Origin of the sequence: Allobosea sp., from assembly GCF_035944895.1 — a bacterium.
Taxonomy (GTDB): domain Bacteria; phylum Pseudomonadota; class Alphaproteobacteria; order Rhizobiales; family Beijerinckiaceae; genus Allobosea.
Window position 1 is genome coordinate 11914 of sequence record NZ_DASZAT010000017.1, and the last position, 25466, is coordinate 37379.

24 protein-coding genes are annotated in these 25466 nt (G+C 66.7%); 15 read left to right on the plus strand and 9 right to left on the minus strand.

Annotated elements, in window-relative coordinates:
- The first annotated feature begins 63 nt into the window (after positions 1–63).
- The 3 genes from VGV58_RS28340 (at position 64) to VGV58_RS28350 (ending at position 4031) form a co-directional block, all read left to right on the plus strand.
- Complete coding sequence (locus VGV58_RS28340; RefSeq protein WP_326877416.1) at positions 64–2373, plus strand: xanthine dehydrogenase family protein molybdopterin-binding subunit; 2310 nt, start codon at positions 64–66, stop codon at positions 2371–2373.
- Between the two features lie 132 nt (positions 2374–2505).
- Complete coding sequence (locus VGV58_RS28345; RefSeq protein ID WP_326877417.1) at positions 2506–2937, plus strand: c-type cytochrome; 432 nt, start codon at positions 2506–2508, stop codon at positions 2935–2937.
- 158 nt (positions 2938–3095) lie between these two features.
- Positions 3096–4031, plus strand: coding sequence for a c-type cytochrome (locus VGV58_RS28350; RefSeq protein WP_326877418.1), 936 nt, complete (start codon positions 3096–3098; stop codon positions 4029–4031).
- A gap of 51 nt (positions 4032–4082) precedes the next feature.
- On the opposite strand, the gene VGV58_RS28355 is transcribed toward VGV58_RS28350, so the two are convergent.
- The 4 genes from VGV58_RS28355 to VGV58_RS28370 all read right to left on the minus strand — a co-directional run bounded on the left by VGV58_RS28355 (position 4083) and on the right by VGV58_RS28370 (position 7993).
- Positions 4083–4703 carry a helix-turn-helix domain-containing protein gene (locus VGV58_RS28355; RefSeq protein WP_326877419.1) on the minus strand — a complete coding sequence of 207 codons (621 nt, stop codon included), beginning with the start codon at positions 4701–4703 and terminating at the stop codon, positions 4083–4085.
- 117 nt (positions 4704–4820) lie between these two features.
- Positions 4821–5750, minus strand: coding sequence for a DMT family transporter (locus VGV58_RS28360; RefSeq protein ID WP_326877420.1), 930 nt, complete (start codon positions 5748–5750; stop codon positions 4821–4823).
- A gap of 131 nt (positions 5751–5881) precedes the next feature.
- Positions 5882–6334: a GNAT family N-acetyltransferase gene (locus VGV58_RS28365; protein ID WP_326877421.1), complete on the minus strand. Its 453-nt coding sequence runs from the start codon at positions 6332–6334 to the stop codon at positions 5882–5884.
- An 879-nt stretch (positions 6335–7213) separates the two neighbouring features.
- Positions 7214–7993: an SDR family oxidoreductase gene (locus tag VGV58_RS28370; protein WP_326877422.1), complete on the minus strand. Its 780-nt coding sequence runs from the start codon at positions 7991–7993 to the stop codon at positions 7214–7216.
- A 125-nt stretch (positions 7994–8118) separates the two neighbouring features.
- On the opposite strand from VGV58_RS28370, the gene VGV58_RS28375 reads away from it, so the two are divergent.
- Positions 8119–8946 (plus strand): UDP-2,3-diacylglucosamine diphosphatase, encoded by an 828-nt coding sequence (locus VGV58_RS28375; protein ID WP_326877423.1) that lies wholly within the window; start codon positions 8119–8121, stop codon positions 8944–8946.
- A complete protein-coding gene (locus VGV58_RS28380) occupies positions 8946–10046 on the plus strand; it encodes a glycosyltransferase family 4 protein (protein ID WP_326877424.1) in 1101 nt (366 codons plus the stop codon). Before VGV58_RS28375 ends, VGV58_RS28380 begins: the two co-directional genes overlap by 1 nt.
- 21 nt (positions 10047–10067) lie before the next feature.
- On the opposite strand, the gene VGV58_RS28385 is transcribed toward VGV58_RS28380, so the two are convergent.
- Entirely contained in the window at positions 10068–11855 is a 1788-nt protein-coding gene (locus VGV58_RS28385; protein WP_326877425.1) for a cation:proton antiporter domain-containing protein, read from the minus strand.
- Between the two features lie 182 nt (positions 11856–12037).
- Between VGV58_RS28385 and VGV58_RS28390 the strand changes: the two genes are divergently transcribed.
- Positions 12038–12883, plus strand: a complete 846-nt coding sequence (locus VGV58_RS28390) for an AAA family ATPase (RefSeq protein ID WP_326877426.1) — start codon at positions 12038–12040, stop codon at positions 12881–12883.
- On the opposite strand, the gene VGV58_RS28395 is transcribed toward VGV58_RS28390, so the two are convergent.
- Positions 12858–13490 carry a hypothetical protein gene (locus VGV58_RS28395; protein WP_326877427.1) on the minus strand — a complete coding sequence of 211 codons (633 nt, stop codon included), beginning with the start codon at positions 13488–13490 and terminating at the stop codon, positions 12858–12860. The genes VGV58_RS28390 and VGV58_RS28395 overlap by 26 nt on opposite strands.
- Before the next feature lie 181 nt (positions 13491–13671).
- Here VGV58_RS28395 and VGV58_RS28400 point away from each other — a divergent pair, with 181 nt between their 5' ends.
- Both VGV58_RS28400 and VGV58_RS28405 read left to right on the plus strand, forming a co-directional pair.
- Positions 13672–14136, plus strand: coding sequence for a DUF2975 domain-containing protein (locus VGV58_RS28400; protein ID WP_326877428.1), 465 nt, complete (start codon positions 13672–13674; stop codon positions 14134–14136).
- 10 nt (positions 14137–14146) lie between these two features.
- Positions 14147–14392: a helix-turn-helix domain-containing protein gene (locus tag VGV58_RS28405; protein WP_326877429.1), complete on the plus strand. Its 246-nt coding sequence runs from the start codon at positions 14147–14149 to the stop codon at positions 14390–14392.
- Positions 14393–14397: 5 nt separating this feature from the next.
- On the opposite strand, the gene VGV58_RS28410 is transcribed toward VGV58_RS28405, so the two are convergent.
- Positions 14398–15660 (minus strand): ABA4-like family protein, encoded by a 1263-nt coding sequence (locus VGV58_RS28410; protein ID WP_326877430.1) that lies wholly within the window; start codon positions 15658–15660, stop codon positions 14398–14400.
- A 98-nt stretch (positions 15661–15758) separates the two neighbouring features.
- Between VGV58_RS28410 and VGV58_RS28415 the strand changes: the two genes are divergently transcribed.
- The 7 genes from VGV58_RS28415 to VGV58_RS28445 all read left to right on the plus strand — a co-directional run bounded on the left by VGV58_RS28415 (position 15759) and on the right by VGV58_RS28445 (position 24531).
- Complete coding sequence (locus tag VGV58_RS28415; RefSeq protein WP_326877431.1) at positions 15759–16463, plus strand: TetR/AcrR family transcriptional regulator; 705 nt, start codon at positions 15759–15761, stop codon at positions 16461–16463.
- A 9-nt stretch (positions 16464–16472) separates the two neighbouring features.
- Positions 16473–17000, plus strand: coding sequence for a SixA phosphatase family protein (locus tag VGV58_RS28420; RefSeq protein ID WP_326877432.1), 528 nt, complete (start codon positions 16473–16475; stop codon positions 16998–17000).
- A 13-nt stretch (positions 17001–17013) separates the two neighbouring features.
- Complete coding sequence (locus VGV58_RS28425) at positions 17014–18462, plus strand: YcjX family GTP-binding protein (RefSeq protein WP_326877434.1); 1449 nt, start codon at positions 17014–17016, stop codon at positions 18460–18462.
- Between the two features lie 10 nt (positions 18463–18472).
- Complete coding sequence (locus VGV58_RS28430) at positions 18473–19474, plus strand: YcjF family protein (RefSeq protein ID WP_326877435.1); 1002 nt, start codon at positions 18473–18475, stop codon at positions 19472–19474.
- A 187-nt stretch (positions 19475–19661) separates the two neighbouring features.
- Positions 19662–21068 carry a flagellar hook protein FlgE gene (locus VGV58_RS28435; protein WP_326877436.1) on the plus strand — a complete coding sequence of 469 codons (1407 nt, stop codon included), beginning with the start codon at positions 19662–19664 and terminating at the stop codon, positions 21066–21068.
- Positions 21069–21145: 77 nt separating this feature from the next.
- Positions 21146–23005: a flagellar hook-associated protein FlgK gene (gene flgK, locus VGV58_RS28440; RefSeq protein WP_326877437.1), complete on the plus strand. Its 1860-nt coding sequence runs from the start codon at positions 21146–21148 to the stop codon at positions 23003–23005.
- An 11-nt stretch (positions 23006–23016) separates the two neighbouring features.
- On the plus strand, positions 23017–24531 hold the full coding sequence (locus tag VGV58_RS28445; protein ID WP_326877438.1) for a flagellar biosynthesis protein FlgL: 1515 nt from the start codon (positions 23017–23019) through the stop codon (positions 24529–24531).
- A 90-nt stretch (positions 24532–24621) separates the two neighbouring features.
- Here VGV58_RS28445 and flaF read toward each other — a convergent pair whose 3' ends face one another.
- On the minus strand, positions 24622–24993 hold the full coding sequence (gene flaF, locus VGV58_RS28450) for a flagellar biosynthesis regulator FlaF (RefSeq protein WP_326877439.1): 372 nt from the start codon (positions 24991–24993) through the stop codon (positions 24622–24624).
- On the minus strand, positions 24977–25369 hold the full coding sequence (gene flbT / locus VGV58_RS28455; RefSeq protein ID WP_326877440.1) for a flagellar biosynthesis repressor FlbT: 393 nt from the start codon (positions 25367–25369) through the stop codon (positions 24977–24979). Before flbT ends, flaF begins: the two co-directional genes overlap by 17 nt.
- Between the last annotated feature and the right edge of the window lie 97 nt (positions 25370–25466).

Below are 25466 nucleotides of genomic sequence, written 5' to 3' on the forward strand. Positions count from 1 at the left end.
GGTGACGGCGCGGCCATCCTGCGCCAGTCTTTCTCATTCGAGTGATCCGAAGGAAGTTTGCCGATGCGTCCGATGAAGTTCGGAATGGGCCAGCCGGTGCGGCGGGTCGAGGATCAGCGCCTGACCACGGGCACCGGCCGTTATACCGACGACACCGCGGTCGAGGGCGCGCTGCACGCCTATGTGCTGCGCTCGCCGCACGCACACGCGACATTCAAGATCGTCGACAAGCAGGCGGCGCTGAAGCGCAAGGGCGTCAAGCTGATCCTGACCGGCGAGGACGTCGCCCATCTCGGCGACATCCCATGCAAGGGGCTGATCAAGGACATCTCCGGCAAGAGCGTGAAGCCGAATCCGGTGCCGGTGCTGCCGAGGGACACGGTGCGCCATGTCGGTGAAGCCATCGCCTTCATCGTCGCCGAGACGCTCGACCAGGCGCGCGACGCCGCCGAGGCGATCGAGATCGAGTTCGAGACGCTGCCCTCGATCACCGGCATCGCCGAGGCGCTCGAGAACGGAGCGCCACAAGTCTGGCCCGACCGTGACGGCAACGTCGCCTTCGAGGCGGAGCAGGGCAATCGCGACAAGACCGAGAAGGCCTTCGCCAAGGCCGACCGGACCATCTCGGTCACCATCGTCAACAACCGCCTCGCCTCCAACTACATGGAGACGCGCGCCTGCATCGCCGAATACGACAAGGCGACCAAGCGCTGGACCCTGACGCATGGCAGCCAGGGCAGCCATGGCACGCGCGACATCCTCGCCAGCTACATCCTCAAGGTCGATCCCTCCCGCATCCGGGTGATCACGCCCGATGTCGGCGGCGGCTTCGGTACCAAGATCTTCATGTACCGCGAATACCCGCTGACCATGGTCGCGGCCGAGAAGCTGAAGCGGCCGGTGCGCTGGGTTGCCGACCGTACCGAGCACTTCCTTGCCGATACCCATGGCCGCGCCAATCTCACCACCGCGACGATGGCGCTCGACAAGCGGGGCAAGTTCATCGGCCTGAAGGTCGATCTCGCCGCCGATATGGGCGCCTATCTCTCGCAATATGGGCCCTTCATCCCTTGGGTCGGCACGACGATGACGCCGGGCTGCTACAACATCCCGGCGGTGCATGTCCGCTTCCGCGGCGTCTTCACCCATACGACGCCGGTCGATGCCTATCGCGGCGCCGGGCGGCCCGAGGCGGCCTATCTGATCGAGCGGCTGGTCGATGCGATCGCACGCGAGACCGGCAAGAGCCCGGACGCGGTGCGCGCGCTCAATTTCGTCAAGCCGAGCGAGATGCCGCACAAGACGCAGACCGGCCCGGTCTACGATTCCGGCGAGTTCGAAGGCCATATGCGCCGCGCCATGGAGGTGGCGGACTGGAAGGGCTTCAAGAGCCGCCTGAAAGCCTCGCAGAAGGCCGGCAAGATCCGCGGCATCGGGCTCGCCTGCTATATCGAGGCCTGCGGCGGCGGCGGGCCGGAGAGCTCGACCGTGATCCTGGAGAAGGACGGCACCGTCACCGTGCTGATCGGCACCCAGTCGAACGGGCAGGGCCACGAGACCGCCTATTCGCAGCTCGTTGCCCAGCATCTCGACATCCCGCTCGACCGCATCAAGGTGGTCCAGGGCGATACCGACCGGATCGCGACCGGTTCCGGCACCGGCGGCTCGCGCTCGATCCCGGTGGGCGGCGCGGCTCTGAACGCGGCGACCGGCATCCTCGCCGACAATCTGAAGAGCCTTGCCTCGGAGGCGCTCGAAGCCGCTCCAGCCGACCTCGAGATCGTCGACGGCGCCGTGCGCATCGTCGGCACCGACAAGACGCTCGACCTCAAGGCGATCGCCAACCTGCCCGGCGCCAAGGCCGAGCAGCTCAGCGTGCACCAGAGCTGGACGCCGCCGGAGGCGACCTATCCGAACGGCACCCATGTGGTGGAGCTGGAGGTCGACCCCGCTACGGGCGGCACCGAGATCCAGAACTATGTCGTGGTCGACGATTTCGGCGTGACGCTGAACCCGATCATGCTGCAGGGCCAGGTCCATGGCGGCGCGGCGCAGGGTATCGGCCAGGCGCTGATGGAGGAGATCCGCTTCGACTCGTCCGGCCAGATGCTGACCGCGACCTTCATGGACTACGCCCTGCCGCGCGCTGTCGACATCCCGAACTTCCATTTCGAGACGCGCAACGTGCCCTGCGTGACCAATGCGCTCGGGGTGAAAGGCGCGGGCGAGGCGGGTGCGATCGGCGCCTGCCCCGCAGTGATGAACGCGATGGTCGATGCGCTGAACCGCGCTGCCAGCGTCACGGCGATCGACATGCCGGCGACCCCGCCCAAGGTGTTCGCTGCGCTGAAGGCGGCCGGTTATCCGTCCTGACGCAAGGAGGCGCTTGCCTCTTTGCAAGGAGTTTCACGACAATGCGACTTGGCGCTGTCGTGCGCGTGAGTTGATCTGGAAGAGTTCAAAACAGCGCCGGGTCCGGCGCTGCCTTCCGGAGGATTCCCACGCATGCTTCGCTCTGCTTTCGTCGCCCTCGGTCTCGCCGTCGGTGTTTCCGCCGTCCTGGCTCAGGCCAATCCGATCTCCGAGCGGCGCGACACGATGAAGGCTGTCGGCGCCGCGACGCGCGAGGGCGCGGCGATGGCCAAGGGCGAGGCGCCGTTCGACGCTGCCAAGGCGCAGGCGGTGTTCAAGGCCTATGGCGATGCCGCCAAGAAGATGCCGGGTCTCTATCCGGATACCGCCAAGACCGGCGGCGAGACCACGGCGGCGCCGAAGATCTGGGAAGATCAGGCCGGCTTCAAGGCGGCCTTCGCCAAATTCGAGGCCGATGCCGGCAAGGGCGCTGCGGTGACCGATCTCGCGGGCTTCCGCACCGCTTTCGGTGACGCCACCAAGAATTGCGGCGGCTGCCACGAAACCTACCGCATCAAGAAGTGACCGGCGGCCTGCCGCCATCAGATTTGACCTGCAGATTTGACCTGATCGAAGGAGCGGGCTTCCTTGTGGAGGCCCGCTCCATTCGCGTCGGCGGCATCCGGTTCGAACCCTGTCGCGATACGAGCGTTGTTTGCCCGGGATAACCGAATGAGGAACCGATGCGCCGCCTGCTGATCACGCTTCTGGTCTTCATCGCGCTCGGCGCTGCCGGCTTCTTCGTCCTCACCGATCCACGCGTGGTCTCGCCGGGGCCCGAGGTCGGCACGCTGCCGGCGCCTGATGTCGAGAACGGCAAGCTGCTGTTCGCGGCCGGTGGCTGTGCGTCCTGCCATGCGACGCCCGGCCAGGACGACAAGACCAGGCTCGGCGGCGGGCTGGTACTGGACTCGCCCTTCGGCAAGTTCCATGTGCCGAACATCTCGCCGCATACGCGCGACGGCATCGGCAACTGGGGTACGGCGGACTTCATCCAGGCGATGACCGCCGGGGTCTCGCCCGCGGGCCAGCACTATTACCCGGCCTTCCCCTACACCTCCTACCGGCTGATGCCGGCGAAGGCGGTGGCCGATCTCCTCGCCTATATCCGCACGCTGCCCTCGGTCGAGGGTACGGCGCCCGGCCATGAACTCGGCTTCCCCTTCAACATCCGCCGCGCCGTCGGCGGCTGGAAGCTGCTGTTCTTCGATGGAGCGCCGTTCAAGGCTGACCCGAGCAAGAGCGAAGAATGGAATCGCGGCGCCTATCTGGTGAACGGGCCGGGCCATTGCGCCGAATGCCATTCCAGCCGCAACCAGCTCGGCGCCATCGTCCAGGCGACGCGCTTCGCCGGCGGTCCCGATCCCGAAGGCAAGGGCTGGGTTCCGAACATCACCCAGGCCGAGGAGGGCCTCGGCAAATGGTCGAAGGCCGAGATCGCGGAGCTGCTGAAGAGCGGCTTCACCCCGAACTTCGACAGCGTTGGCGGCTCGATGGCGGCGGTGGTGCGCAACATGGCGCAATTGTCGGATGCCGACCGGCTGGCGATGGCGGAGTATCTGAAATCGCTGCCCGCGGTGCAGGGGCCGCCGCGGCCGCAAAAGGCGGCGGGCGGGTAGGGGTCTATCCGGGGCTTGTCGAAATGCGGGAAGGGCTCGCGGGGCGGCCCTTCAATCCATCACCGCCGCCTTGAGGATGCAGACCATAAGGGCCGTTCCGGGCTGGTCGCCGATGCAGCGGACGATGTGCTGGCGGTCGCAGCGATAGCGTAAGGTCTCACCGGCCTTGGCGCGCTGGGTGATGCCGCCGACCTCGACCTCGAACTCGCCGGCGCTGACCGAGAGCGATTCGATCGAGCCGCGCTGATGGCCCTCCGAATCGAGCTCGCCGCCTGGCTCGGCGCTGACCTCGTACCATTGCAGCCATTCGACGGTCTTGATCCAGCCGATGATGGCTAGGCGCAGCTTGCCGTCCTCGGAGACCAGGATCGGCGTGTCCGGCCGGGCGATCTTCTCGATGAAGGCCTCTTCCTCATTGGTCGAGAGCACGCGCTCAATCGAGACGTCGAGCGCCTGCGACAGCCGCCAGATCGTCGCCAAAGTCGGATTGGTCTCGTTGCGCTCGATCTGGCTGATGATCGACTTGGCGACGCCGGACTGCTCGGCCAGCTCCGAGAGCGAGAGGTTATAGGCCTTGCGCAGCCGCTGGATCGTCTTGCCGAGCTGGCCCGAGATCACCTGCGCGCCGGATGCGAGCTCTCGGCCGCTACGTTCCCTGGTTTCGATGCCCATTGCGCTCTTGCCTGCCGTCGTCTCTAGCCCGGCCAGGATTTGCCGTTTGGGAAAGAGAACGATTGTTTGTCTTAGCGGACAATGCCTCGGATCGCTCCAAGCGGCAAGTCGAGGACGTCAGACGGAGCGGGACGGGCCGACCTCGCGGGTCTCCTTCTTGAGGAGACCAAGCTGCTGTTCGCGCAGGATGACATAGATGCCGGAGGCGATCACGATCAGCGAGCCCAGGAGCACGGCCATCACCGGCCATTCGCCGAAGACGAACCAGCCGAGCGCGGTTGCCCAGATCATCGTCGAATACTCGAACGGCGCGATCAGCGAGGCATCGCCATAGCGATAGGCCTGGACCAGCAGCATCTGGCCGAGACCGCCGAGCACGCCGATCGTGACGAGCAGGGCGAAATCCTTCAGGTCCGGCACCGTCCAGCCAAGCGCAAGCGTCAGCAGGCCGAGCAACGAAGTCAGCGACATGAAGTAGAAGACGATGGCGCCGGTCTTTTCGGTATGGGTCAGCAGCCGGACCTCGACCGAAGCGAAGGCCGAGCAGAAGGCGCCGGCAAGCGCGAGCATGGCACCGATGGCAGGGCCGCCTTCGAGCCCGCGCCCGAAAGCCTGCATGCCCATATGCGGGGAGAGCATCAGGAGCACGCCGAGGAAGCCGACGGCGACGGCGGTCCAGCGATAGATGCGCACGCGCTCCTTCAGGATCAGCGCTGCCAGCACGACGACGATCAATGGCGCGGCATAGCCGATCGCGACGGCGTCCGAGAGCGGCAGCAGATGCAGCGCGGCGAAGCCGAGGAACATGCCGGTCGATCCGATGACGCCACGCTTGAGATGGCCGCGCAGATTGCTGGTCTTGAGCGCTTCGGGGAATTCATGGCGCCAGGCCAGCCAGATGATCAGCGGGATCAGCGCGAAAAAGGAGCGGAAGAAGACGAGCTCGCCGGTCGGATAGCGCGAGGCCAGCGTCTTGATGCCGGCCGACATCAGCGTGAACGACAGGGCCGAAAGCAGCTTGAGGCTGATGCCGAGGAGCGGTGACAAGGGAACAGGTCGGGCACGAGGAATGGAGGTCTTGTGCAAGACGTCCAGTCCTTAGACCACGAGCGCCGGGCCGTTCCAAGCACCGATGTTGCAAATCGGACCGGCGTGCTGCGGGACGCCGTCGAGACGGGTCAAGCGAGGTGGTATTCGAGGATCTCGTCGCCGCGATCGTCGAAGCTGCCGGTCGAGCGCCAGCCGAGATGCCGGTAGAAGCCATAGGAGCGCGAGGCAGGGTCGGCCGAGCAGCTCAGGAAGAGCCTGTCGAAGCCGAACGACTTGAATTCGGCGACGACGAGGTTGAGCAGCGTCCTGCCAACGCCCTGGCCCTCATGCTCCGGCAGCAGCGCCAGCACGGCGATCTCGCCGGTCTCACGCTCGCCGAAGCAGTAGCCGACGATCTTGCCGCCCTCGGTCGCGACATGGCCGGGCAGGCTGCCGTCGGCAATGCCGGCCTGCCAGCTCTCGAGCGTGATGCCGAGCGCCGCCAGCCGTTCGACCGAGAAGGCGTTCTCTCGCGTCATGCCGCGCAGCACGATGCAGGCGGGCGTGTCGTCGGGGACGGCGCGGCGATAGGCGATGGTCATGGTGCTCGGGGTGGTCAATTGCCAGCGTACCAGTCTCCGGGATCGATGCCCGTCCGACGCTCGCCTGCCCTTACCGAGACCGGTATCGGCTTGTGGGAGGGGCAACTATTGTCGAGCCCGCATGTGACGAACTCGGAATAATAGGCTGGTGGGCCGTTCCACTCGGAGCTGTTGGCGAAGACGTAGTAGGTGCCCGCGGGAACCTTCAGCTCATAATGCTCGCGTTTAATTCGGCGGCTGGTGCAGGTGCGCTGTCTGGTATCAATGCGTTCTGCACAAACCTTCAGGTCCCTGGGCAAGCCTTCACCGGGATATGACAACTCTCCCGATATCGTGGCAGAGGCTTCCTCGCGGCCGCGTGGCGCTGCCGCATTGCTGGCGGAGGGGCGTCCGCTGCGCTTTCCTTCTCCTTCGTCGATGCACCGCTGAACGAAGGAGCCGTATGCACTCGAGTCTGACCGCAATCCTCGGTCTTGAGCAGCTGCGCCGCACCGCCAAACCAGACGTTGCGTATCCATAGGGTCCGCAAGGGCAGTGCCGGAAAAAGCTAGCAGAAAACCAAAAAGACCAAGACGAGCCAGCAAGTTGCGTTTCCTTACCTAAAGGCCTGAGTGGTCTATCAAGCAAATTTTATCGTTGGAGAAAACGGGAAAAGTGCTCAAGGGCGGCAATGAGAGACATCTGCTGGCGTAATTCTGCTCGCCGATGTCGAGCGAGCGGCTGCGTTTCTATTATGCGGGCCACCTCCAACCCAGCGAGAAGCCATGCCATACGGAATGGCTTCTCGGGATTTTTCGGGCTTGAGCCGGCCGGGTCGTCCTTGGGAATGGCCGGTGACGCGGCCAGCTCAAGGCGAGGGCTTGAACTCTGGCGACGGTTCTAGAAGTTCGCCCGGAACGAGCCGCCGTCGATCAGGAAGTTCTGGCCGGTGATGTAGCCGGCATGGGCGCTGGAAATGAAGGCGCAGAGCTTGCCGAATTCGTCGGGCGTGCCGAGGCGGCCGGCCGGGACGGCCGCGAGCCGCCGCTTCGTCGCTTCCTCGATGCTGATGCCCTGCATCTCGGCGACCTTGTTCGTCGCGGTCTTGATCCGGTCTGTGTCGAACACGCCGGGCAGGATGTTGTTGATGGTGACGTTGGCATGGGCGATCTCGCGCGCCACGCCGGCGAGGAAGGCGGTCAGGCCGGCGCGGGCGGCGGAGGAGACGTCGAGCCCGGTCAGCGGGGTCAGAACGCTCGCCGAGGTGATGTTGACGATTCGGCCGAAGCGCCGCTCGATCATGCCGTCGACGACGCGCTGCACCAGCTCGAGCGGCGTCGCCATGTTCTGCGCCACGCCTTCGAGCAGCCCCTCGCGCGTCACCTCGCGGAATGGCTTCGGCGGCGGGCCGCCATTGTTGTTGACGAGAATGTCGGGATTCGGCGCAGCGGCGAGCAGCGCATCCTGGCCGGCCTTGGTCCCGACGTCGGCGACGACGGCGATCACGGTCGCGCCGGTGCTGGCGCGGATCGCGGCCGCGGTCTCCTCCAGCGTCTTGGCGTCGCGGCCGTTGACGACGACGGTGCAGCCCGCTTCGGCCAGCGCCAGTGCGCAGCCACGGCCCAGCCCCTTGCTCGAGGCGCAAACGATGGCCGTGCGGCCGGCGATACCCAGATCCATTGTCGTCTCCCGAAAAGGTCCGTTCCTGTGCGGGCAGGCAAAGCACGGTTTTCGCGCCGCGTCATCAAAGCGTAGTGCAAATCAGACACACGCCGCAGGCATCGCAACGAAGTGGGCCGGCGAGCATGAGCGACGACAGCGACGCCAAGCAGGTTCGCAGCATCTTCATCTCGGACCTGCATCTGGGCACGCGCGGAGCCCAGGCGGATCTCGTGCTGGAGTTCCTGCGCGACTATGACGCGCCGACGATCTACCTGGTCGGCGACATCATCGATGGCTGGCGGCTGAAGAGCGGCTGGTATTTCCCGCAGTCGCATAACGACGTGGTGCAGAAGCTGCTGCGCAAGGTGCGCAAGGGCTCGAAGCTGATCTACGTCACCGGCAATCACGACGACTTCCTGCGCGACTATACCGGCCTGCAGTTCGGCGGCATCACCCTGGTCGACGACATCGTCCACGAGACCGCCGACGGCAAGCGCATGCTGGTGATCCATGGCGACCTGTTCGACCTCGTGGTGCGCAACGCCAAATGGCTCGCTCTCCTCGGTGACTGGGCCTACACGATCGCGCTCGTGCTCAACCACGGCATCAACCGGGTTCGCCGCACCTTGCGCCTGCCGCACTGGTCCCTCTCGGCCTGGGCCAAGCACAAGGTCAAGAACGCCGTGAACTATATCGGTGAGTTCGAGCAGTGCCTCGCCGACGAGGCGCGCCGGCACAAGGCCGATGGCGTGATCTGCGGGCACATCCATCACGCCGCGCAGCGTGACATCGACGGGCTGACCTACATCAATACCGGCGACTGGGTCGAAAGCTGCACGGCGGTGGTCGAACACGACGATGGCCGCTTCGAGATCATCCGCTGGCCGCAGCATCGGCAGAAGGGCGAGAAGCCGGCACTGCCCACAACAGCGCGCCCGGCGCCAGTACCGAGCCTCGTCGAGGCCGCGTGATGCGCGTCCTGATCGCGACGGACGCCTGGCGCCCGCAGATCAATGGCGTCGTGCGCTCGCTGGAGCGGATGGTCGAGGCGGCGCCGGAGTTCGGCGTCACCCCGCATATGCTGACGCCGGAAGGCTTCTGGCAGGTCGGCCTGCCATCCTATCCCGATATCCGCATCGCGCTGGCGACGCGCCGGCATGTCGCCCGGCGGATCGCCGAGTTCGGCCCGGACCATATCCATATCGCGACCGAGGGGCCGATCGGCTGGCTGACGCGCGCCGTCTGCCTTGCCCAGAAGCGGACATTCACCACGAGCTACCACACCCGTTTCCCGCAATATGTCGCGGCGCGCTGGCCGATCCCTGAAAGCTGGAGCTACCGCTTCCTGCGCCGCTTCCATGGGCCGGCGGCGGGCGTGATGGTCTCGACCGCCACCGTCGAAGCGGAGCTGCGTGCGCACGGCTTCGAGCACATCCTGCGCTGGGGCAGGGGCGTTGATCTCTCCCTGTTTCATCCACGGCCGGAGAGCGTGCTCGACCTGCCACGGCCGATCTTCCTCAGCGTTGGCCGGGTCGCGGTCGAGAAGAACCTCGAGGCCTTCCTGTCGCTGCGCCTGCCCGGCAGCAAGGTTGTTGTCGGCGACGGCCCCGCCCGCGCCGACCTCATGCGCGCCTTCCCGGAGGCGCATTTCCTCGGGGCGCGCGAAGGCGAGGATCTTGCTGCCATTTATGCATCCTCCGATGTCTTCGTCTTCCCGAGCCTGACCGACACCTTCGGCATCGTGTTGCTGGAGGCGGCGGCCAGCGGCTTGCCGGTCGCGGCCTTCCCGGTGCAGGGACCGAGCGACGTCTTTGCCGGCAGCGAGGCGGCGGTTCTGCACGAGGATCTGCGCCAGGCGGCGCTCTCGGCCCTGCGTCTGCCGCGCGAGGCCGGGCTGGAACTGGCACAGCGCCATAGCTGGCACAGCAGCGCCGAGCAGTTCTACGGCCATATGCGCCGGGCGATGCAGGCGGCCGCTGCGGGCAAGGCGGCGCGCATCGATCCGGCGCCGGCCTCGACGACTGCGCTGTCAGTGCGGCTGGAGACGGCGGAGCGGAAGGAATTCGCTTAAGGCGAAGTCAGGCGCCTGGCGTCACAGCCTTCGCGAGCGAGCATGCCGCGGCAACGCCGGTTGCGGCGCGCTGGCCGGCTTGAGCTCGCTGCGGAAGTCGTCGCGCCGCTGGTGCACCGAGGCGATGACGAGGCCCATCGGCACGCCGAGGCCGACCAGAGCCGCTTCCGACAATTGCAGGCTCGCCTCGATCGTTTCCGGCACAGCGTCGTTGACGCCGAGCTCGTAGAGATGCCGCGCATGCTTGGCGTCGCGGGCGCGGGCGACGATGATAAGGTCTTGCCGCACGCCGCGCGCTGCCGCGACGATCTCGTCAACAGCACGAGGATTGTCGATGGTGACGATCAGCGCGGTCGCCTCCTCCAGGCCGCAGAGCCGCAGGAAGTCGGGCTGGGTGGCGTTGCCGTAGAAGGCCGGGCGGCCGGCGCGGCGCTGCGCTGCGATCAAAGCCGCATCGGCATCGACGGTGATATAGGGGACCTTGTGCTGCTCGAGCATCTCGCTGACGAGCCGACCGACGCGGCCGAGCCCGACGACGATGGCGCGCGGCGCGTGATCGTCCGGCGGCAGGATGTTCGCTTCGTCGGGGAGCTTCACGGCAGGGGCGAGGCGGGCCGACAATGTCCGTGCGATGCGAGCGGCGAGCGGCAGGAAGATCATGGTCAGCGAGACGCCGGCGAGCACCAACGAGGCCGCGGTCTGGTCGACCAGCTTGGCGGCAACCGATGCGGTCAGCAGCACGAAGGCGAACTCGCCGCCGGGGCCGACCATGATCGCGGTTTCGAGCGCGGTCGGCACGGAGAGCTTGAAATAGCGGGCGAGCAGGAAGGTGATCGCGGCCTTGGCGAGGAAGAGGCCGATGGCGATGCTCAGGATCGCAACCGGCTGGGCCGCCAGCGCCGCCGGGTTCACGCCCATGCCGACTGTCAGGAAGAAGACGCCGATCAGCAGCGACTTGAACGGCTCAATCGTCACCTCGATGGCGCGGCGATACTCGGTCTCGGCCAGCAGCAACCCGGCGATGAAGGCGCCGAGGCCCATGGACAGCCCTGCGGCCGCTGCGATCAGCCCGGTACCGAGCGCGACCAGCAGCGTCGCCGCCATGAAGCTCTCGGAGGAGTCGGTCGAGGCGACCAGGCGAAAGAGCGGGCGCATGGCGAGGCGGCCGATGACGATGATCGCTGCGACCGCCGCCACCGCCTGCAGCAGCGCCTGCGTCAGGCCGGCGAGCAGCGATCCGCCATTCTGTGCCCCGAGCACGCTGACCAGGAAGAGCAGCGGGATCACCGCGAGGTCCTGGCAGAGCAGGATGGCGAAGCTTGATCGCCCGGCTGAGGAGGTCATGCGGCGATGGGCCGAGAGCAGCTCGACCACCATCGCGGTCGAGGAGAGGGCGAGTGCCGTGCCGATCAGCAGCGCTGCAGCGGGCGGCTGGCCGTAGGCGATGGCGACGGCGCTGATCGCCGCAGCGCCGAACGCGACCTGGCCGAGGCCAAGCCCGAAGACGAGCCGGCGCATGGTCATCAGGCGCTCATAGGAGAGTTCCAGCCCGATGACGAAGAGCAGGAAGGCGACGCCGAGCTCAGCCGGGCCGGCGAGTGCCTCCGCATTCGAGACGGTGACCGTGCTGAGGTAAGGGATCTTGGCGACGAGGCCACCGAGGCCATAGGGGCCGAGCAAGGCGCCGCAGGCCATGAAGGCGACGACGGAATTGACTCGGAAGCGCTTGGCGAAGGGCACGATCACGCCGGCCGTGGCGAGCACGACCACGGCGTCACGATAGGCGGAAGGATCGATCGTCCCGGCCACGTCACCCTCTAGGGAATCAGGCGAAGCTGTTGATCTCTCAGCTTTGCTTGCCAGGGCCTTGCAACACAAACCAAAACTCGCTTCAGGCTGACGAAAACTTGCTCCCCCGCCGGCTGACCTCTAAGCACGATGCCATCCGCGGCGGCAGCAGGGCCGCGGGATAGCCATATGAAGGGCCTCGCATGCGCTTTACCGGCACTGCTTCTTACGTCGCCACCGAGGACCTGACCGTCGCGGTCAATGCTGCGATCCGGCTGGAGCGGCCGCTGCTGGTCAAGGGCGAGCCCGGCACCGGCAAGACCGTGCTGGCCGAGGAGATCGCCGCTGCGCTCGGTGCGCCGCTGCTGACCTGGCACGTCAAGTCGACCACCAAGGCGCAGCAGGGGCTCTACGAGTACGACGCGGTCAGCCGCCTGCGCGACAGCCAGCTCGGCGACTCCAGAGTCTCGGACATCGCCAACTACATCAAACGCGGCAAGCTCTGGGAGGCTTTCGTCTCGCCGGTGCGCCCTGTGCTGCTGATCGACGAGATCGACAAGGCCGATATCGAGTTCCCGAACGACCTCTTGCTCGAGCTCGACCGCATGGAATTCCATGTCTACGAGACCGGCGAGACGATCAGGGCGGCGCAGCGGCCGGTGATGATCATCACCTCGAACAACGAGAAGGAATTGCCGGACGCCTTCCTGCGCCGCTGCTTCTTCCACTACATCCGCTTCCCGGACGCCGAGACGATGCAGAGAATCGTCGAGGTGCACTTCCCCGGCATCAAGAAGCGCTTGATGGAGGAGGCGCTGCGCCTGTTCTTCGAGGTGCGCGAGGTGCCCGGCATCAAGAAGAAGCCCTCGACCTCCGAACTGCTCGACTGGCTGAAGCTGCTCGTCGCCGACGATATCGGCCCCGAGGTGCTGCGCGAGCGCGACCCCCGTAAGCTGATCCCGCCGCTGCACGGCGCGCTGCTCAAGAACGAGCAGGACGTCTCGCTGTTCGAGAAGCTCGCCTTCATGGCGCGGCGGGAGAGCCGCTGAGCTTCGCTTCAGGTACGGCGTCGCAAGGCGGGATCGCGGTGGCGAGGTCGACTTTGGGGTCGATGGCGCGGACGGCTTCCTTCAGGTCGAAATCGCGCATCAGCAGGACATAGTCCTGCGTCTCCGACGTCCTGAGATAGCCGCTCATCGCGATCGGCTTGCCTGAGAGCTCGCCGAGCCGGCAGGCCTTGTCGGCGCCGAGCGCCAGGCTACCGCGATTGCCGCTGTTCTGCGGGCCGGCGAACATCTCCTCGCGAAAGGCGCCGAGGCGGGTAGCGTCGGTCCGGCTCAGCCTGAACAGGGTGAAGCGGCGGCCCGGCGAAGCCACCGCCGGCAGCTTCGCCAGTTCGGTGGCATCGCGCACCTCCTCCAGCACGACCTTGCGCTCATGGCGCCCGCCATCCTTGGGCAAGGCGACGAGCGTCATGGTAACGCCGCCGGGCAGCGTGCGGATATCGGCGGGCAGGCTGATGCCGGCGCGCAGCTCGGCGAGATCGGTCGTCCTGATATCGACCTTGGACAATTTCGGCAGCGAGGCCAGCGGGACATGGCCGCAGCCGGCGAGCAGGCCGCTAAGCAGCAATGAGATAGGTATGGCAGTGCGCATCGCGATGTCCTGGTGAATAGCTTTGACATTTAGAAATTCATCTCTTAGTTTAATTTTGTCAATCACGGAGCGAAGCGATATGGCATCCCTCGTAAGCCCAGCCCGAGATCGGTCGCCAATGGCGAGGCTGCGCCGTGTGAGCACGGTCGCGCGCATCCTGTGCATTGCAGCGGCGGCTTTGATGGCGTTCGGCGCCGTCTGGCTCTGGCGAGATCCGGAGCAGCTTGTCGCCTATGCCCGCAGCACGATCGGCGTCAGCGCTCCGGTCGGCCCGCTTTCGGAGCGCGGCTACTGGGCCGCCCTCACGATCGGTCTCGTACCTGCGGGCCTCTTCGTTGCCGCGATGTTGCGGCTATCGAGCCTGTTCGGCCGCTTCGGCCGTGGCCATGTGCTGGAAGAAGAGAATGCGCAGCGCCTAACCCGGGTCGGCTGGCTGCTGACGGCGATGGGCGTGGCGACGCCGCTGACGCGCGCGCTGCAGAGCGTGGCGCTGACCTTCGACAATCCTTCAGGCCAGAAGCAGCTGGCGATCACGCTCGATCCGGGGACGTTCGGTGTGCTGGCGGCGGGCGCCGCGCTGGTCGCCTTCGGGCTGGTGCTCAAAGAGGCGGTTCGGCTCGCGGACGAGAATCAGAGTTTCGTGTAGGAGTTGGGCGATGCCGATCATCGTCGAACTCGATGTCATGCTGGCGCGTCGCAAGATGCGCTCGAAGGAACTGGCCCAGCGCATCGGGCTGACCGAGCAGCAGGTCTCGCAGCTGAAATCCGGCAAGGTGCGCGGCATGCGCTTCGATACGCTGACGCGGATTTGCGCCGTGCTCGATTGCCAGCCCGGCGATCTGCTGCGCTATGAGCCAGCCGCCGAAGACCTCGCGTTCGATCCCGATCCCGCCGAGACGTAGCAGGCTCAGCCGAACCCGAGCAGCGGCCGCGCCTGCAGCGCCGCGACGAGCGCGGTCGCCGTGATGGCGGCATAGGCGGCGGAGACTGTGCCGAGCGCGACGAGCCCGGTCTTGCTCTGTCGCATTGCCAGCCAGAGAGACACGCCGATCGCCGGGATGATCTGCAAAGCGTGCAGGCCGAGGAAATGCGCGATGCGCAGGTCGCCGATCGCCAGCGACCAGCCGAAGATCGGGACTGTCCGGTGATCGACCGGCACGACGCCGACATAATGCCCGCTCGCGCTGGAGCTGAGGATCGCGCCGCTGGCGAGCCCTAGGACGCAAGTGAGGGCGAGCCCGACGACCAATGACCAGCGCACGACCTGCGGCATCGGGGCAGCATCGCGGCGGGACAAGCCATAGGCCAGGAAGCCGGGCGCGATCGTGAACATCACTGCGCCGACACCCATCAGGCTGTAGAGCGCGATGCCGACCCAGTCGTCGCGATTATAGTGCGAGGCTTCGACCCGCGAGGCGCGCCAGGCGATGTAGAGCACTTCGAGGACGATCGGCACGATCACCGGCCAGACCATGTAGCGCCCGAGCCAGGAGGCGCGGAAGCGGTCGCTCGCGAGCGGCAGGAACAGCGCCAGCGTCAGCAGGTAGAATGCGACCGAGAGCTCGAACTTCAGCGGCTTGATCCAGGTGTCGACGCCGTGGAACTGCCTGGTGTCGATCAGCAAGGCGAGCAGAGTAGGCACCGCCAAAGCGAGCATGGCGAAGGCCGCGGCTGTGAGGCGTGGTTCAAGTTCGAGATCAGGCAACCAGGTGGGAAGGCGGGCCTGCAGGCGGGCGATCCGGTCTTCGCACGCCAGGCGAAAGCAGGCTTCCAGCAGCAGATAGGTCAGGTAGCCGAACGGGCCGAACAGGAAGGTCATGAGCAGCACTGGCAGCATCAGCCAGTGCGGGATCGCTTCCGCTTGCGAGCGTCGCAGGATCCAGTTGCCGAGGAAGAGGTCGAAGGCGAGGTAGTGGACCCATCCGGCGAGCAGCAGTGGTTTCGAGGCGAACAGGGCCGCGACCGAATCGAGCGAGGAGAAGCCGCCCTTGGCGTCGTGCCAGTGGACGGCGATCAGCACGGCATAGCCGAGCGAGAGCAGGGCCGGGATGATCCAGCCGGCCAGCGTCGCCGAGATGCCGCGCCAGCGCGGCAGCAGGATCAAGGCGGCCCAGCCGATCATGGCGAGTTGACCTGCCCGGGTGAAGGCATCGTCGAAGCTGAGAGGCATCGTGCACTCCAATCTTGACGCTGTTCAGTTGCGGGTCCGTCCTATTGGGTTATCTTGACGGCGTCAAGTTTGATGGCGGCAGGCGGGCGGGGCGTGCGATGGATGCGAAGGTCGGCAAACGGGGCGGCTATCATCACGGCGATCTGCGGCAGGCGATGATCGACGCGGCCGAGGCGGTGCTGGCCGAGAAGGGCGTCGGCGGCTTCACTTTGCGCGAATGCGCCCGCCGTGCCGGGGTCTCGCCGGCGGCGCCGGCGCATCATTTCGGCAACCTCGCCGGCCTCCTGACCGCGATCGCGACGCTTGGCTTCGACGATCTGTCCGAGAGCATGGAGGCGGCGGTTGCGAAGGCCAAGGCGACCGGTGGAGACCGGTTGGCGGCGATCTGCGAGGCCTATCTCACCGTTGCGTTGACCAGGCCCGGCCGCTTCCGCGTCGTCTTCGGGCGACTCGGCCTGAAGAGCGGCGACGAGGATCTGCGTCGTGCCGCCGTCCGCGCCTTCGGCATCCTGGTTCGCGAAACCAAGCTGGCATTGGGGCGCGAGATCGACGGGGATGTGCTGACGCGGCTCCCGTCGAGCTATGGCGGCGATGCCGATCTCGCCGAGATCCTGTTCGTCTGGTCGATCACGCATGGCTTCTCGACCATGCTGATCGACGGACAGCTCGCGCCGCTGGAGATGCAGCCGGGTGGGCGCGAGCGGCTGATCGGCCTGTATTCGGGCCGGCTGATGGAGATGCTGCTCGCCGCGGTGCGGGCTTCCGTGGCCAAGCCACTCGCAAATCCCGCCAGCCATGGTTAGATGGCGGCCATGCGCCGCCTCATGCTTCTGCGCCATGCCAAATCGGCTTGGCCCGCCAACACCGCCGATCGCGACCGGCCGCTCGCCACGCGTGGTCGCGAAGCCGCCCCGGTCATGGGGCGCTATCTCGCCGAGGAATTGCTGCTGCCGGATCTCGTTCTGATCTCGCCGGCCAAGCGCACGGTCGAGACCTGGGAGCTGGTTAAGCCGATGCTGCCGGAGAAGCCGGCGACGCAGTTCGAGCCGCGTATCTACGAGGCCAGCCGGGAACGGCTGCTCAAGGTCGTGCAGGAAACGGAGCCTGAAGTTCGCACGCTCCTGATGATCGGCCATAATCCCGGCTTCGAGGAACTCGCCGCCAGGCTCGCCGGCCATGGCGACCGCTATGCGGCAGCGCGGATGGCGCAGAAATACCCGACCTGCGGGCTCGCCGTGATCGATTTTGCCATCGAGGACTGGCGCGATCTCGCCGCGCAAGGCGGCCGGCTCGACCGTTTCGTCACGCCGGCCTCGCTTGGCGAGGGGCCTGACGAATGATGCGGATCGCCTGATGGCGTCCGGCTCCTATCTCGACGAGGCGCGCAATGCCGCGCTGGCCTTTGGCGACAGCCTGCTCGGGCTGGCGCGGCCGCGCCTGCGCATCGGCGTCACCGGCCTGTCGCGCTCGGGCAAGACCGTTTTCACGACTGCGCTGATCCAGAACCTGATCGAAGGCGCGAAGCTGCCGGTGCTGAAGGCTTCGGCGGAAGGGCGGATCGCGCGGGTCCGGCTGGTGCCGCAGCCCGACCCCGAGATCCCGCGCTTTCCCTATGAGGCGCATCGTGCTGCGCTCTCCGGTCCGGATCGGCGCTGGCCGGAATCGACACGCCGCATCTCGGAACTCCGGATCGAGATCGACTATGAGCGCGCCGAAGGCTGGTTCAAGGGGCCGGCGACGCTGACCCTCGATATCGTCGACTATCCGGGCGAATGGCTGCTCGACCTCGCCTTGATCGGGCAGGATTATGCCAGCTGGTCGACCCAGGCGGTGGCGGATGCGCGCAAGGCGCACCGGCTCGCCATTGCCGCGCCCTGGCTCGACGATCTCGGGCAGCGCGATCCGGCAGGGCCGGCGGACGAGCTTGCGGCCGAGGCAGCGAGTGACGTGTTCAAGGCCTATCTCGCCGCCCTGCGCGCCGATCCGGAGGCGGTGGCGGTGACTCCGCCCGGGCGCTTCCTGATGCCGGGCGATCTCGAGGGCTCGCCGGCCCTGACCTTCGCACCGCTCGATCTGCCGCCGGGAACGCAGCCGCAAGCCGGAACGCTCGCCGGGCTGATGGCCGAGCGTTTCGAAGCCTATAAGCGCGTCGTGGTCGGTCCCTTCTTCCGCGAGCATTTCGCCAGGCTCGACCGGCAGATCGTGCTGGTCGATGCGCTGGCGGCGCTCGATGCGGGGCCCGCCGCGCTGGCCGACCTTGAAACCGCGCTCGGCCAGGCGCTCTCGGCCTTCGCCGTTGGCCGCAACAGCCTGTTGTCGAGCCTGTTCGCGCCGCGGATCGAGAAGGTGCTGTTCGCCGCGACCAAGGCCGATCATCTGCACCATACCAGCCACGACCGGCTCGCCGGCGTGATGTCGCATCTGGTCGCCCGGGCTGCTGCGCAAGCGCAAGGGGCGGGCGCCAAGGTCGAGGCAATGGCCTTCGCCGCGATCCGCGCCACGCGCGAGGTCCGCATCCGCGAGGGCCGCGAGGAACTGCCCGCGATTGCCGGCGTGCCCGAGGCCGGCGAAGTCGTCGATGGCGAGGTCTTCGACGGGAAGACAGAGGCTGCGATCTTCCCCGGAGACCTGCCGGAGCGGCCCGAGGCGATCTTCGATTCGAGCGCGCCGCGCTGGCATGTCCGGGCGCCACGCTTCCGGCCGCCTCTGGTCAAGCCGGATGCCGGCGGGCGCCTCGTACCGCCGCCGCAGATCCGCCTCGACCGCGCGCTGGAATTCCTGATTGGCGACAGGCTGGCGTGAGGAGGCGAGCATGAGCAAGGCGCCGCGCGCCATCCGTCTCGAACCGCAGGACGGTTCCTCCGACGACACCGTCTTCGGTGGGCGCGGCGATGTCGCCGTCGTGCCGGAGGTCGAGCCGATCGAGCCCGAGGCTGTTTCGGCTCCGCAGCCGAGCCGTCGCCGCTTCAGCTGGGGCAGCCTGTTCGTCGCGGCGCTGTCGGGCCTGCTGGCGCTCTCGGTCACGGTCTGGGCCGAGCAGACGATCCGCTGGCTGCTCGCGCTCAGCCCGGCCGTCGGCATTGCGGCGCTGGTCTGCGCCGGCGTCGCGGCCCTGGCGCTCTTGGTTATGCTGCTGCAGGTGCTGCGCGACATCCTGCGCGAGCGGCGGGTCGAGGCACTGCGCGAGCGCGCTGTCGCGGCGCTCGCCGAGAGCGATCTCGCCAAGGCGCGCAGCGTCGCTGGTGATCTCGACAAGCTCTATGCCGGTCGGCCGGAGACGGCGAAGGGCAGGGCGGAGCTATCAGCTCATACACCGCAACTGCTGGCTGCCCGCGACCTCCTCACTGTCGCCGAGCGCAGCCTGCTCGCGCCGCTCGATGCGCTTGCGCAGGCGCAGGTGGCACAGGCGGCGCGGCGGGTTTCGCTCGTCACTGCGGTCAGCCCGCGGGCTCTGGTCGACGTCGTCTTCGTCCTCATCGCCTGTGCCCGGCTGCTGCGGGCGATCGCGACGATCTATGCCGGTCGGCCCGGGACGCTCGGCCTGTTCAGGTTGGCGCGGCAGGTGCTCGGCCATCTCGTCGTCACCGGCGGCATGGCGGCGGGCGATGCGGTGATCCAGCAGGTGCTCGGCCAGGGGCTGGCGGCGCGGCTGTCGGCCAAGCTCGGCGAGGGCGTGCTCAACGGATTGCTGACCGCCCGGATCGGGCTCGCGGCCATCGCGGTCTGCCGGCCGCTGCCTTTCGTCGAGGAGACGCCGCCGGGGCTGTCCGATGTCGCCGGCGATCTCTCCGGCTGGGGCGGCAAGGGCGATTGAGCCCGGCAGAATTTGCCGGCAGCGGACGAATCTGCCCGGTCGGAATCGTCCGGAAACCTTTCGAAAACCATCCAAGCTCTTGAAATATCTCAGGCATGGCCGTGGCACGAGCCGTGCAAACTCACCCTCGGTTCGACTGCCGCCCATGGGGGGCGCTGTCCAGGTCTGACGACCAGGTGAGGTTGCGATGGGTGTTTTCAGTGCTCTGACGACGGCCGTGACGGGCATGCAGGCCCAGTCCTATGCCCTCGAGAATATCTCCGGCAACATTGCGAATTCGCGCACCGCCGGCTTCAAGCGGGTCGACACCAGCTTCTCCGACCTGGTGCCGGATTCGGCGCTGAACCGGCAGGTCGCCGGCTCGGTCGCCTCCTATAGCCGCGCCACCAATACGATCCAGGGCGACCTCAACGCGACGCGCATCGACACCAATGCCGCGATCAACGGCGACGGCTTCTTCGTCGTCGACCAGCGCCAGAGCGGCGTCGGCGCTTCGACCCAGTTCGCCAACAGCAATCTCTATACCCGCCGCGGCGACTTCGACTTCGACGCCGACGGATACCTCGTCAATGGCGCCGGCTACTACCTCAAGGGCCAGAAGATCGACCCCGTCACCGGCCAGGTGATCGGCAGCCAGCCGGATGTGCTGCGCATCACCAAGGACCAGTTCCCGGCCAAGGCGACGACCCAGATCGAATACAGCGCCAACATCCCGGCCTATCCGAAGACCAACAGCGCCGTTTCGACGACGCCTGGTTCCGAGCTGCTCAATGCCGGCACGGGGTTCACCGGGGCAAACCCCGGTACGACTGCCTCAGGTGGTACCGGCACGGTGGTCGGCAGCGATCTGACCACCTTCCTCAATCGCTCGATCCCTGGCGGCTCGGTCACCGTCTACGACACGCTCGGCAAGGCAACCAGCGTCGAGCTGCGTTGGGCCAAGGTCGCCAATGCCGCCGGCGCCACGCCCGACACCTGGAACCTGTTCATCGCCGAGAACACCGGTGCGACCGGTGCGACCGTCGCCTATCGCAACGTCAATGTCGACATCACCTTCGACAATACCGGCAAGATGACGTCGCCGGCCAACGGCAACATCACCATCCCGCCCATGACCATCGGCGGAAACGCCATTTCGCCCGCCACCGCGCCAATCAGCATCGTCACCAACGGCACCAGCCTGACTCAGAATGGCGACACCAGCGGCCAGATCGACGCCCGCAGCATCCGGCAGAACGGCTACACCGCCGGCACGCTCGACCGGGTCTCGATCTCGAACGAGGGCCAGGTGATCGGCACCTTCAGCAATGGCCAGGTCGTGCCGCTGGCGCAGATCGCGATCGCCCGCTTCAACGCAGCCAACTCGCTGAAACGGCTGGATGGCGGCGCCTTCGAGGAGACGATCGAGTCGGGCGCGCCGATCGTCGGCCTCGGCACGGCGGCGCTGATCGGCGGCAATGTCGAGCAATCCAACACCGACATCGCCGACGAGTTCTCGAAGATGATCGTCACCCAGCAGGCCTATTCGGCCAACACCAAGGTGATCTCCACGGCGCAGGAGATGCTGCGCGACGTCTTCAACATCATCCGCTGAGCGCTGAGAGCAGCCTGGCCTGACGGCCCAGAAGGGCCGGGCCGGAACCGACCGGACCAGTACGACAGGAGTTGACGATGGGTCTCAACACCGCACTCGGCACTTCGATTTCCGGGCTGAACAGCGCCCAGATCGGCATCGGCGTCATCTCGCAGAACGTCGCCAATGCCGGCACGCCCGGCTATGTCCGGCGCAATGTCTCGAGCGTCGATTCGATCTCCGGTAGCACCGTCGGGGTCAGCAACCCGAACGTCCAGCGGCTGCTCGACCGCATCGTCCAGCACCAGCTCCTGCAGGAGAGCTCGGGCGCGTCCTATACCTCGACCCGCGCCCAGGTCTTCGCCAATCTCGACCAGCTCTATGGAGCTCCTGGCAGCAAGACGGCGCTGGACTCGATGTACAGCACCTTCACCAGCTCGCTGCAGGCGCTGCAGAACGACCCGTCCTCCTACACCAACCGCACTGCCGTGCTCGATGCGGCGAGCCAGCTCGCAAACCGGCTGCGCGGGCTGTCGGATGGCGTCCAGCAGCAGCGCTCACAGGCCGAGGCCGGCATCGGCTCCGCAGTCACACGCGTCAACGAGCTGCTCGACCAGCTGACCAACGTCAATGCGCGGATCGTCAACGCCCAGCAGACCTCCGCCACGGCTGATCTGCGCGACCAGCGCGACCGTATCGTTTCCGAGCTCTCGCAATATGTCGAGATTCGCACCGACGAGCGCCCGAACGGCGCGCTCAGCATCACCACCGCCTCGGGCACGCAGCTCTTCGACGGCCGCCCGACGGTCAAGTTCGAGTTCGATGCGCGCGCCAATATCGGCCCGCAATCGCAATGGAGCAGCGATCCCAGCAAGCGGAGCGTCGGCACGATCGTCGCCCGGGACCTGAGCGGCAACGCCTTCGACGCGATCGCCAACAACACCTTCCGGTCCGGCGAGATCGGCGCGCTGGTCGAACTTCGTGACAAGACGCTGGTTCAGGCACAGGCGCAGCTCGACGAGATCGCCGCTCAGCTCTCCAGCGCGCTCTCGGATCGCGAGATCGCAGGCACGGCGGTCACGGCCGGCGGCTTCAACGGCTTCGACGTCGATCTCAGCGGGCTGGCTGCCGGCAACTCGGTGACGCTGGACTACAAGATCCCGCCCAGCGGGCAGACGCAGCGCTTCACCTTCGTGCGCGTCGACTCGGCGGCATCGTTGCCCCTGCCGGCCTCGGCCCAGGGCGACGCCAACAACCGCGTCATCGGCATCGACTTCTCCGGCGGCCCGGCCTCGGTCGCGACACAGATCCAGGCGGCCGTCGGTGCCGGCTTCACCGTGTCGAACACCGGTTCGACACTGCGCGTGGTCGGCAGCGCGACGCGCGACGTCGCCGGACTGACCGCTCGCCCGACCCAGACCTCGCTGACCGGCGGCACGGCCGAGATGCCGTTCTTCGTCGATGCCGGGCGCAACAACACCGCCTATACCGGCTCCTATGAGGGCGGGGCGCAATCGGTCGGCTTCGCCTCGCGCATCGCCGTCAATCCGGACCTGGTCGCCGACCGCTCGCGGCTCGTCATCTACAACACCAGCCCGGCGACGCCGCAGGGCGATACGACCCGGCCGAGCTTCCTCTACGATCGGCTGACCTCGAGCCAGCGCAGCTTCACCAATGCGACGGGATTCGACGGCTCGGCCGCGACCTCGACCGGCACGGTCTCCAGCCTGGTCCAGCGCGTCGTCGCCGGCCAGGGCCAGGCGAGCGAGCAGGCCAAGCGACTCGACGAGGGGCAGCAGGTCGCCTTCTCCTCGGTGCAAAGCCGTTTCCTCGAGGACACCAAGGTCAATGTCGACGAGGAAATGTCGATGCTGATCGAGTTGCAGAGCGCTTACGCCGCCAACGCACGCGTCATCTCCACCGTCAAGGAGTTGCTCGACGTGCTGATGAGACTGTGAGGAGATAGTCGATGACCATCACCCCGACCGGTACCGGCGCCTACCGCCTCGCCAATCCCAACCAGTTCGTCTCGATGCGCGGCCAGCTCGACGATCTGCAGCGGCAGCTCGCGACGCAGAAGAAGTCGCAGACCTTTGCCGGCCTCGGCATGGATCGCGGCACCAGCCTCGACCTCAACAACAAGCTCTCGACGCTCGACGGCTATCTCACCAACATCCAGCGCTCGGACGTCAACCTCAAGCTGATGACCAAGGCCGTCGAGAACTTCACCAAGCTCGCCGGTGAGACACGGGCCGATGCCCGGCCGGACAGCTATGTCGAGTCCTCGACCGGGCGCACTGCGCCGCAGGTGCTGGCCGAGGAAAAGTTCAAGCAGACGCTCGATCTGTTGAATTCGCAGGTGAATGGCCGCTACCTCTTCTCTGGCCGCACTTCCGATGTCGAGCCTGTGGTGGACTATTCGCTGATCATGGATGGCGATGCTACTCATGCCGGCCTGAAGCAGCTGATCTCCGAGCGCAAGCAGGCCGATATCGGCGCCGGCGGCATGGGCCGGCTGGTCACCGGCGGTGCCGGCACCAACGCGACGATCGCGGAGGAGGCGGCCGGGCTGCCCTATGGCTTCAAGCTGACCGGCGCTTCGAGCAGCACGGCGGCGGTGACCACGGCCTATAATGCCGGTCCGCCGGCCGACATCGCCGTCAACGTCGCCACGCAGCCGCAGCCGGGCGACACGCTGAAGATCGCGCTGACGCTGCCCGACGGGACAACGGAGGAGGTCACCCTGACGGCCCGGGCGGCCGGCACCACCGGAGATGCCGCCGATGGCTATGTCATCGGTGCGGACGCCAACGCCACAGCCGCGAACCTGCGCGCCTCGATCAATGCGGCGCTGTCGCGCGAGGCCAAGACGTCGTTGTCGGCAGCTTCGGCCCAGGTTGCGGCCAAGGACTTTTTCGCCGGCAGCCCGAGCAACCCGCCGCTCAGGGTGCCCGGGCCCCCCTTCGACACCGCGACCGCGGCGCCCGCACCCGGAACCGCCGCCAACACCGTGATCTGGTACAAGGGCGACGACGCAGCCGGTTCGGCCAGGGCGACGGCGAGTGTCCAGGTCGACCAGGGCCAGCAGGTGGCGGCCGGCGCCCGTGCCAATGAGGAAGCGTTCCGCACCGGCCTGGCGCAGTTCGCGATCATGGCGGCGGAGACCTTCCCGGCCAGCGACCCCGACTCGAAGCGGCGCTACGAGGCGATGACCGAGCGGGTGAGCAGCAATATCGGCTTCCCGACCGGGACGCAGAACCCGGCAGAGATCATCGTCGAGCTCGGCTCGGCCCAGACCACGATGGCGCAGGCCAAGGAGCGGCACACCGCAACCAAGGACTATCTGAGCACGACGCTCTCGGGCGTCGAGGACATCACCAAGGAGGAGGTGGCGATGCAGATCCTGGCGCTGCAGACCACTCTGCAGGCGAGCTACCAGACGACCTCCATGCTGCAGCAACTGCACCTGACGAATTATCTCTGAATCTGTCGTGTCGAGCGGCTACGACGAGAAAACGGCCCGGATCGCTCCGGGCCGTTTTCTTTCGTGTTCCGAATTGCCGCCCGAGTGCGCTCAGCGGCCGCGCAGGCCGGCGGCGATGTCGCGATTGATGCTGACGAGGATGCCGATCGCGGCCGGCTCCGGCGCCGCGGCGATCTGGAACGTCCGGTTGAAGATGAAGTTCGCGAGGCCGAGGATGTTGCGCTTGATCTCGACCGGCAGCGGATTGTCCTCGGCGATCACGGCCGAGACCAGCAGGGTCCAGAGCTTGCGATTATAGGCCAGAGCTGCGTCGAGATCGCCGGAACGGACGGCCCAGTCATCGACGATCATCTGGAGACGGGCGCCGGCCTTGAGCAGCAGGCCGGCTTCGAGTTCGCGCGGTGACTGGACGTTCTGTGCCGTCTTCGACGCCGCGGCGTAGGCATTAAACCCGCTTTGCATGCTCGAGCAGTTCCGCCTCGTAAGAGATCAGCTTCTTGGCAGCCTTGAGAGCTTTGTAGAGCTCACCGCTTAAGATGCAGTTATTGATTTCGGACATATGCGGCAAAGCGCTCGGCGCCGCCTGCATGAAGTCGCGCACGAGCTGGAAATAGACCTCATGCTCCGCCGTCGGGTCGCCGGCGAGATACATCAGCTGGATCGCGAGGTAGATTTTCTTGGCCGGGCTGTCAGCGCTGGCCGCGGTGAGGATGTCCTTCTCGCGCAGGATCGGCGCCTCGCCCTCGATGAAGAAGCGCGTGCGCTGCTCGTCGTTGCGGATGACGACCGAGCCGATGATGATGCGCTCGTTCGGCTTGAGCTCGACCTTGAGGGCCATGTCTGTCGCGCCTTCTGGCTAGGCATCGGATCGAAAAGTGGATTCCATTTTTCGGAAGAATCCGATGCGGCAACAATGGGGTAGGTCATCGCGACCC

Excerpts from the sequence above, each read along its gene's own strand:
- VGV58_RS28340 (WP_326877416.1), top strand. The coding sequence starts at position 64 with ATGCGTCCGATGAAGTTCGGAATGGGCCAGCCGGTGCGGCGGGTCGAG.
- VGV58_RS28345 (WP_326877417.1), top strand. The coding sequence starts at position 2,506 with ATGCTTCGCTCTGCTTTCGTCGCCCTCGGTCTCGCCGTCGGTGTTTCC.
- VGV58_RS28350 (WP_326877418.1), top strand. The coding sequence starts at position 3,096 with ATGCGCCGCCTGCTGATCACGCTTCTGGTCTTCATCGCGCTCGGCGCT.
- VGV58_RS28355 (WP_326877419.1), bottom strand. The coding sequence starts at position 4,703 with ATGGGCATCGAAACCAGGGAACGTAGCGGCCGAGAGCTCGCATCCGGC.
- VGV58_RS28365 (WP_326877421.1), bottom strand. The coding sequence starts at position 6,334 with ATGACCATCGCCTATCGCCGCGCCGTCCCCGACGACACGCCCGCCTGC.
- VGV58_RS28370 (WP_326877422.1), bottom strand. The coding sequence starts at position 7,993 with ATGGATCTGGGTATCGCCGGCCGCACGGCCATCGTTTGCGCCTCGAGC.
- VGV58_RS28375 (WP_326877423.1), top strand. The coding sequence starts at position 8,119 with ATGAGCGACGACAGCGACGCCAAGCAGGTTCGCAGCATCTTCATCTCG.
- VGV58_RS28380 (WP_326877424.1), top strand. The coding sequence starts at position 8,946 with ATGCGCGTCCTGATCGCGACGGACGCCTGGCGCCCGCAGATCAATGGC.
- VGV58_RS28390 (WP_326877426.1), top strand. The coding sequence starts at position 12,038 with ATGCGCTTTACCGGCACTGCTTCTTACGTCGCCACCGAGGACCTGACC.
- VGV58_RS28395 (WP_326877427.1), bottom strand. The coding sequence starts at position 13,490 with ATGCGCACTGCCATACCTATCTCATTGCTGCTTAGCGGCCTGCTCGCC.
- VGV58_RS28400 (WP_326877428.1), top strand. The coding sequence starts at position 13,672 with ATGGCGTTCGGCGCCGTCTGGCTCTGGCGAGATCCGGAGCAGCTTGTC.
- VGV58_RS28405 (WP_326877429.1), top strand. The coding sequence starts at position 14,147 with ATGCCGATCATCGTCGAACTCGATGTCATGCTGGCGCGTCGCAAGATG.
- VGV58_RS28410 (WP_326877430.1), bottom strand. The coding sequence starts at position 15,660 with ATGCCTCTCAGCTTCGACGATGCCTTCACCCGGGCAGGTCAACTCGCC.
- VGV58_RS28415 (WP_326877431.1), top strand. The coding sequence starts at position 15,759 with ATGGATGCGAAGGTCGGCAAACGGGGCGGCTATCATCACGGCGATCTG.
- VGV58_RS28420 (WP_326877432.1), top strand. The coding sequence starts at position 16,473 with ATGCGCCGCCTCATGCTTCTGCGCCATGCCAAATCGGCTTGGCCCGCC.
- VGV58_RS28425 (WP_326877434.1), top strand. The coding sequence starts at position 17,014 with ATGGCGTCCGGCTCCTATCTCGACGAGGCGCGCAATGCCGCGCTGGCC.
- VGV58_RS28430 (WP_326877435.1), top strand. The coding sequence starts at position 18,473 with ATGAGCAAGGCGCCGCGCGCCATCCGTCTCGAACCGCAGGACGGTTCC.
- VGV58_RS28435 (WP_326877436.1), top strand. The coding sequence starts at position 19,662 with ATGGGTGTTTTCAGTGCTCTGACGACGGCCGTGACGGGCATGCAGGCC.
- flgK (WP_326877437.1), top strand. The coding sequence starts at position 21,146 with ATGGGTCTCAACACCGCACTCGGCACTTCGATTTCCGGGCTGAACAGC.
- VGV58_RS28445 (WP_326877438.1), top strand. The coding sequence starts at position 23,017 with ATGACCATCACCCCGACCGGTACCGGCGCCTACCGCCTCGCCAATCCC.
- flaF (WP_326877439.1), bottom strand. The coding sequence starts at position 24,993 with ATGCAAAGCGGGTTTAATGCCTACGCCGCGGCGTCGAAGACGGCACAG.
- flbT (WP_326877440.1), bottom strand. The coding sequence starts at position 25,369 with ATGGCCCTCAAGGTCGAGCTCAAGCCGAACGAGCGCATCATCATCGGC.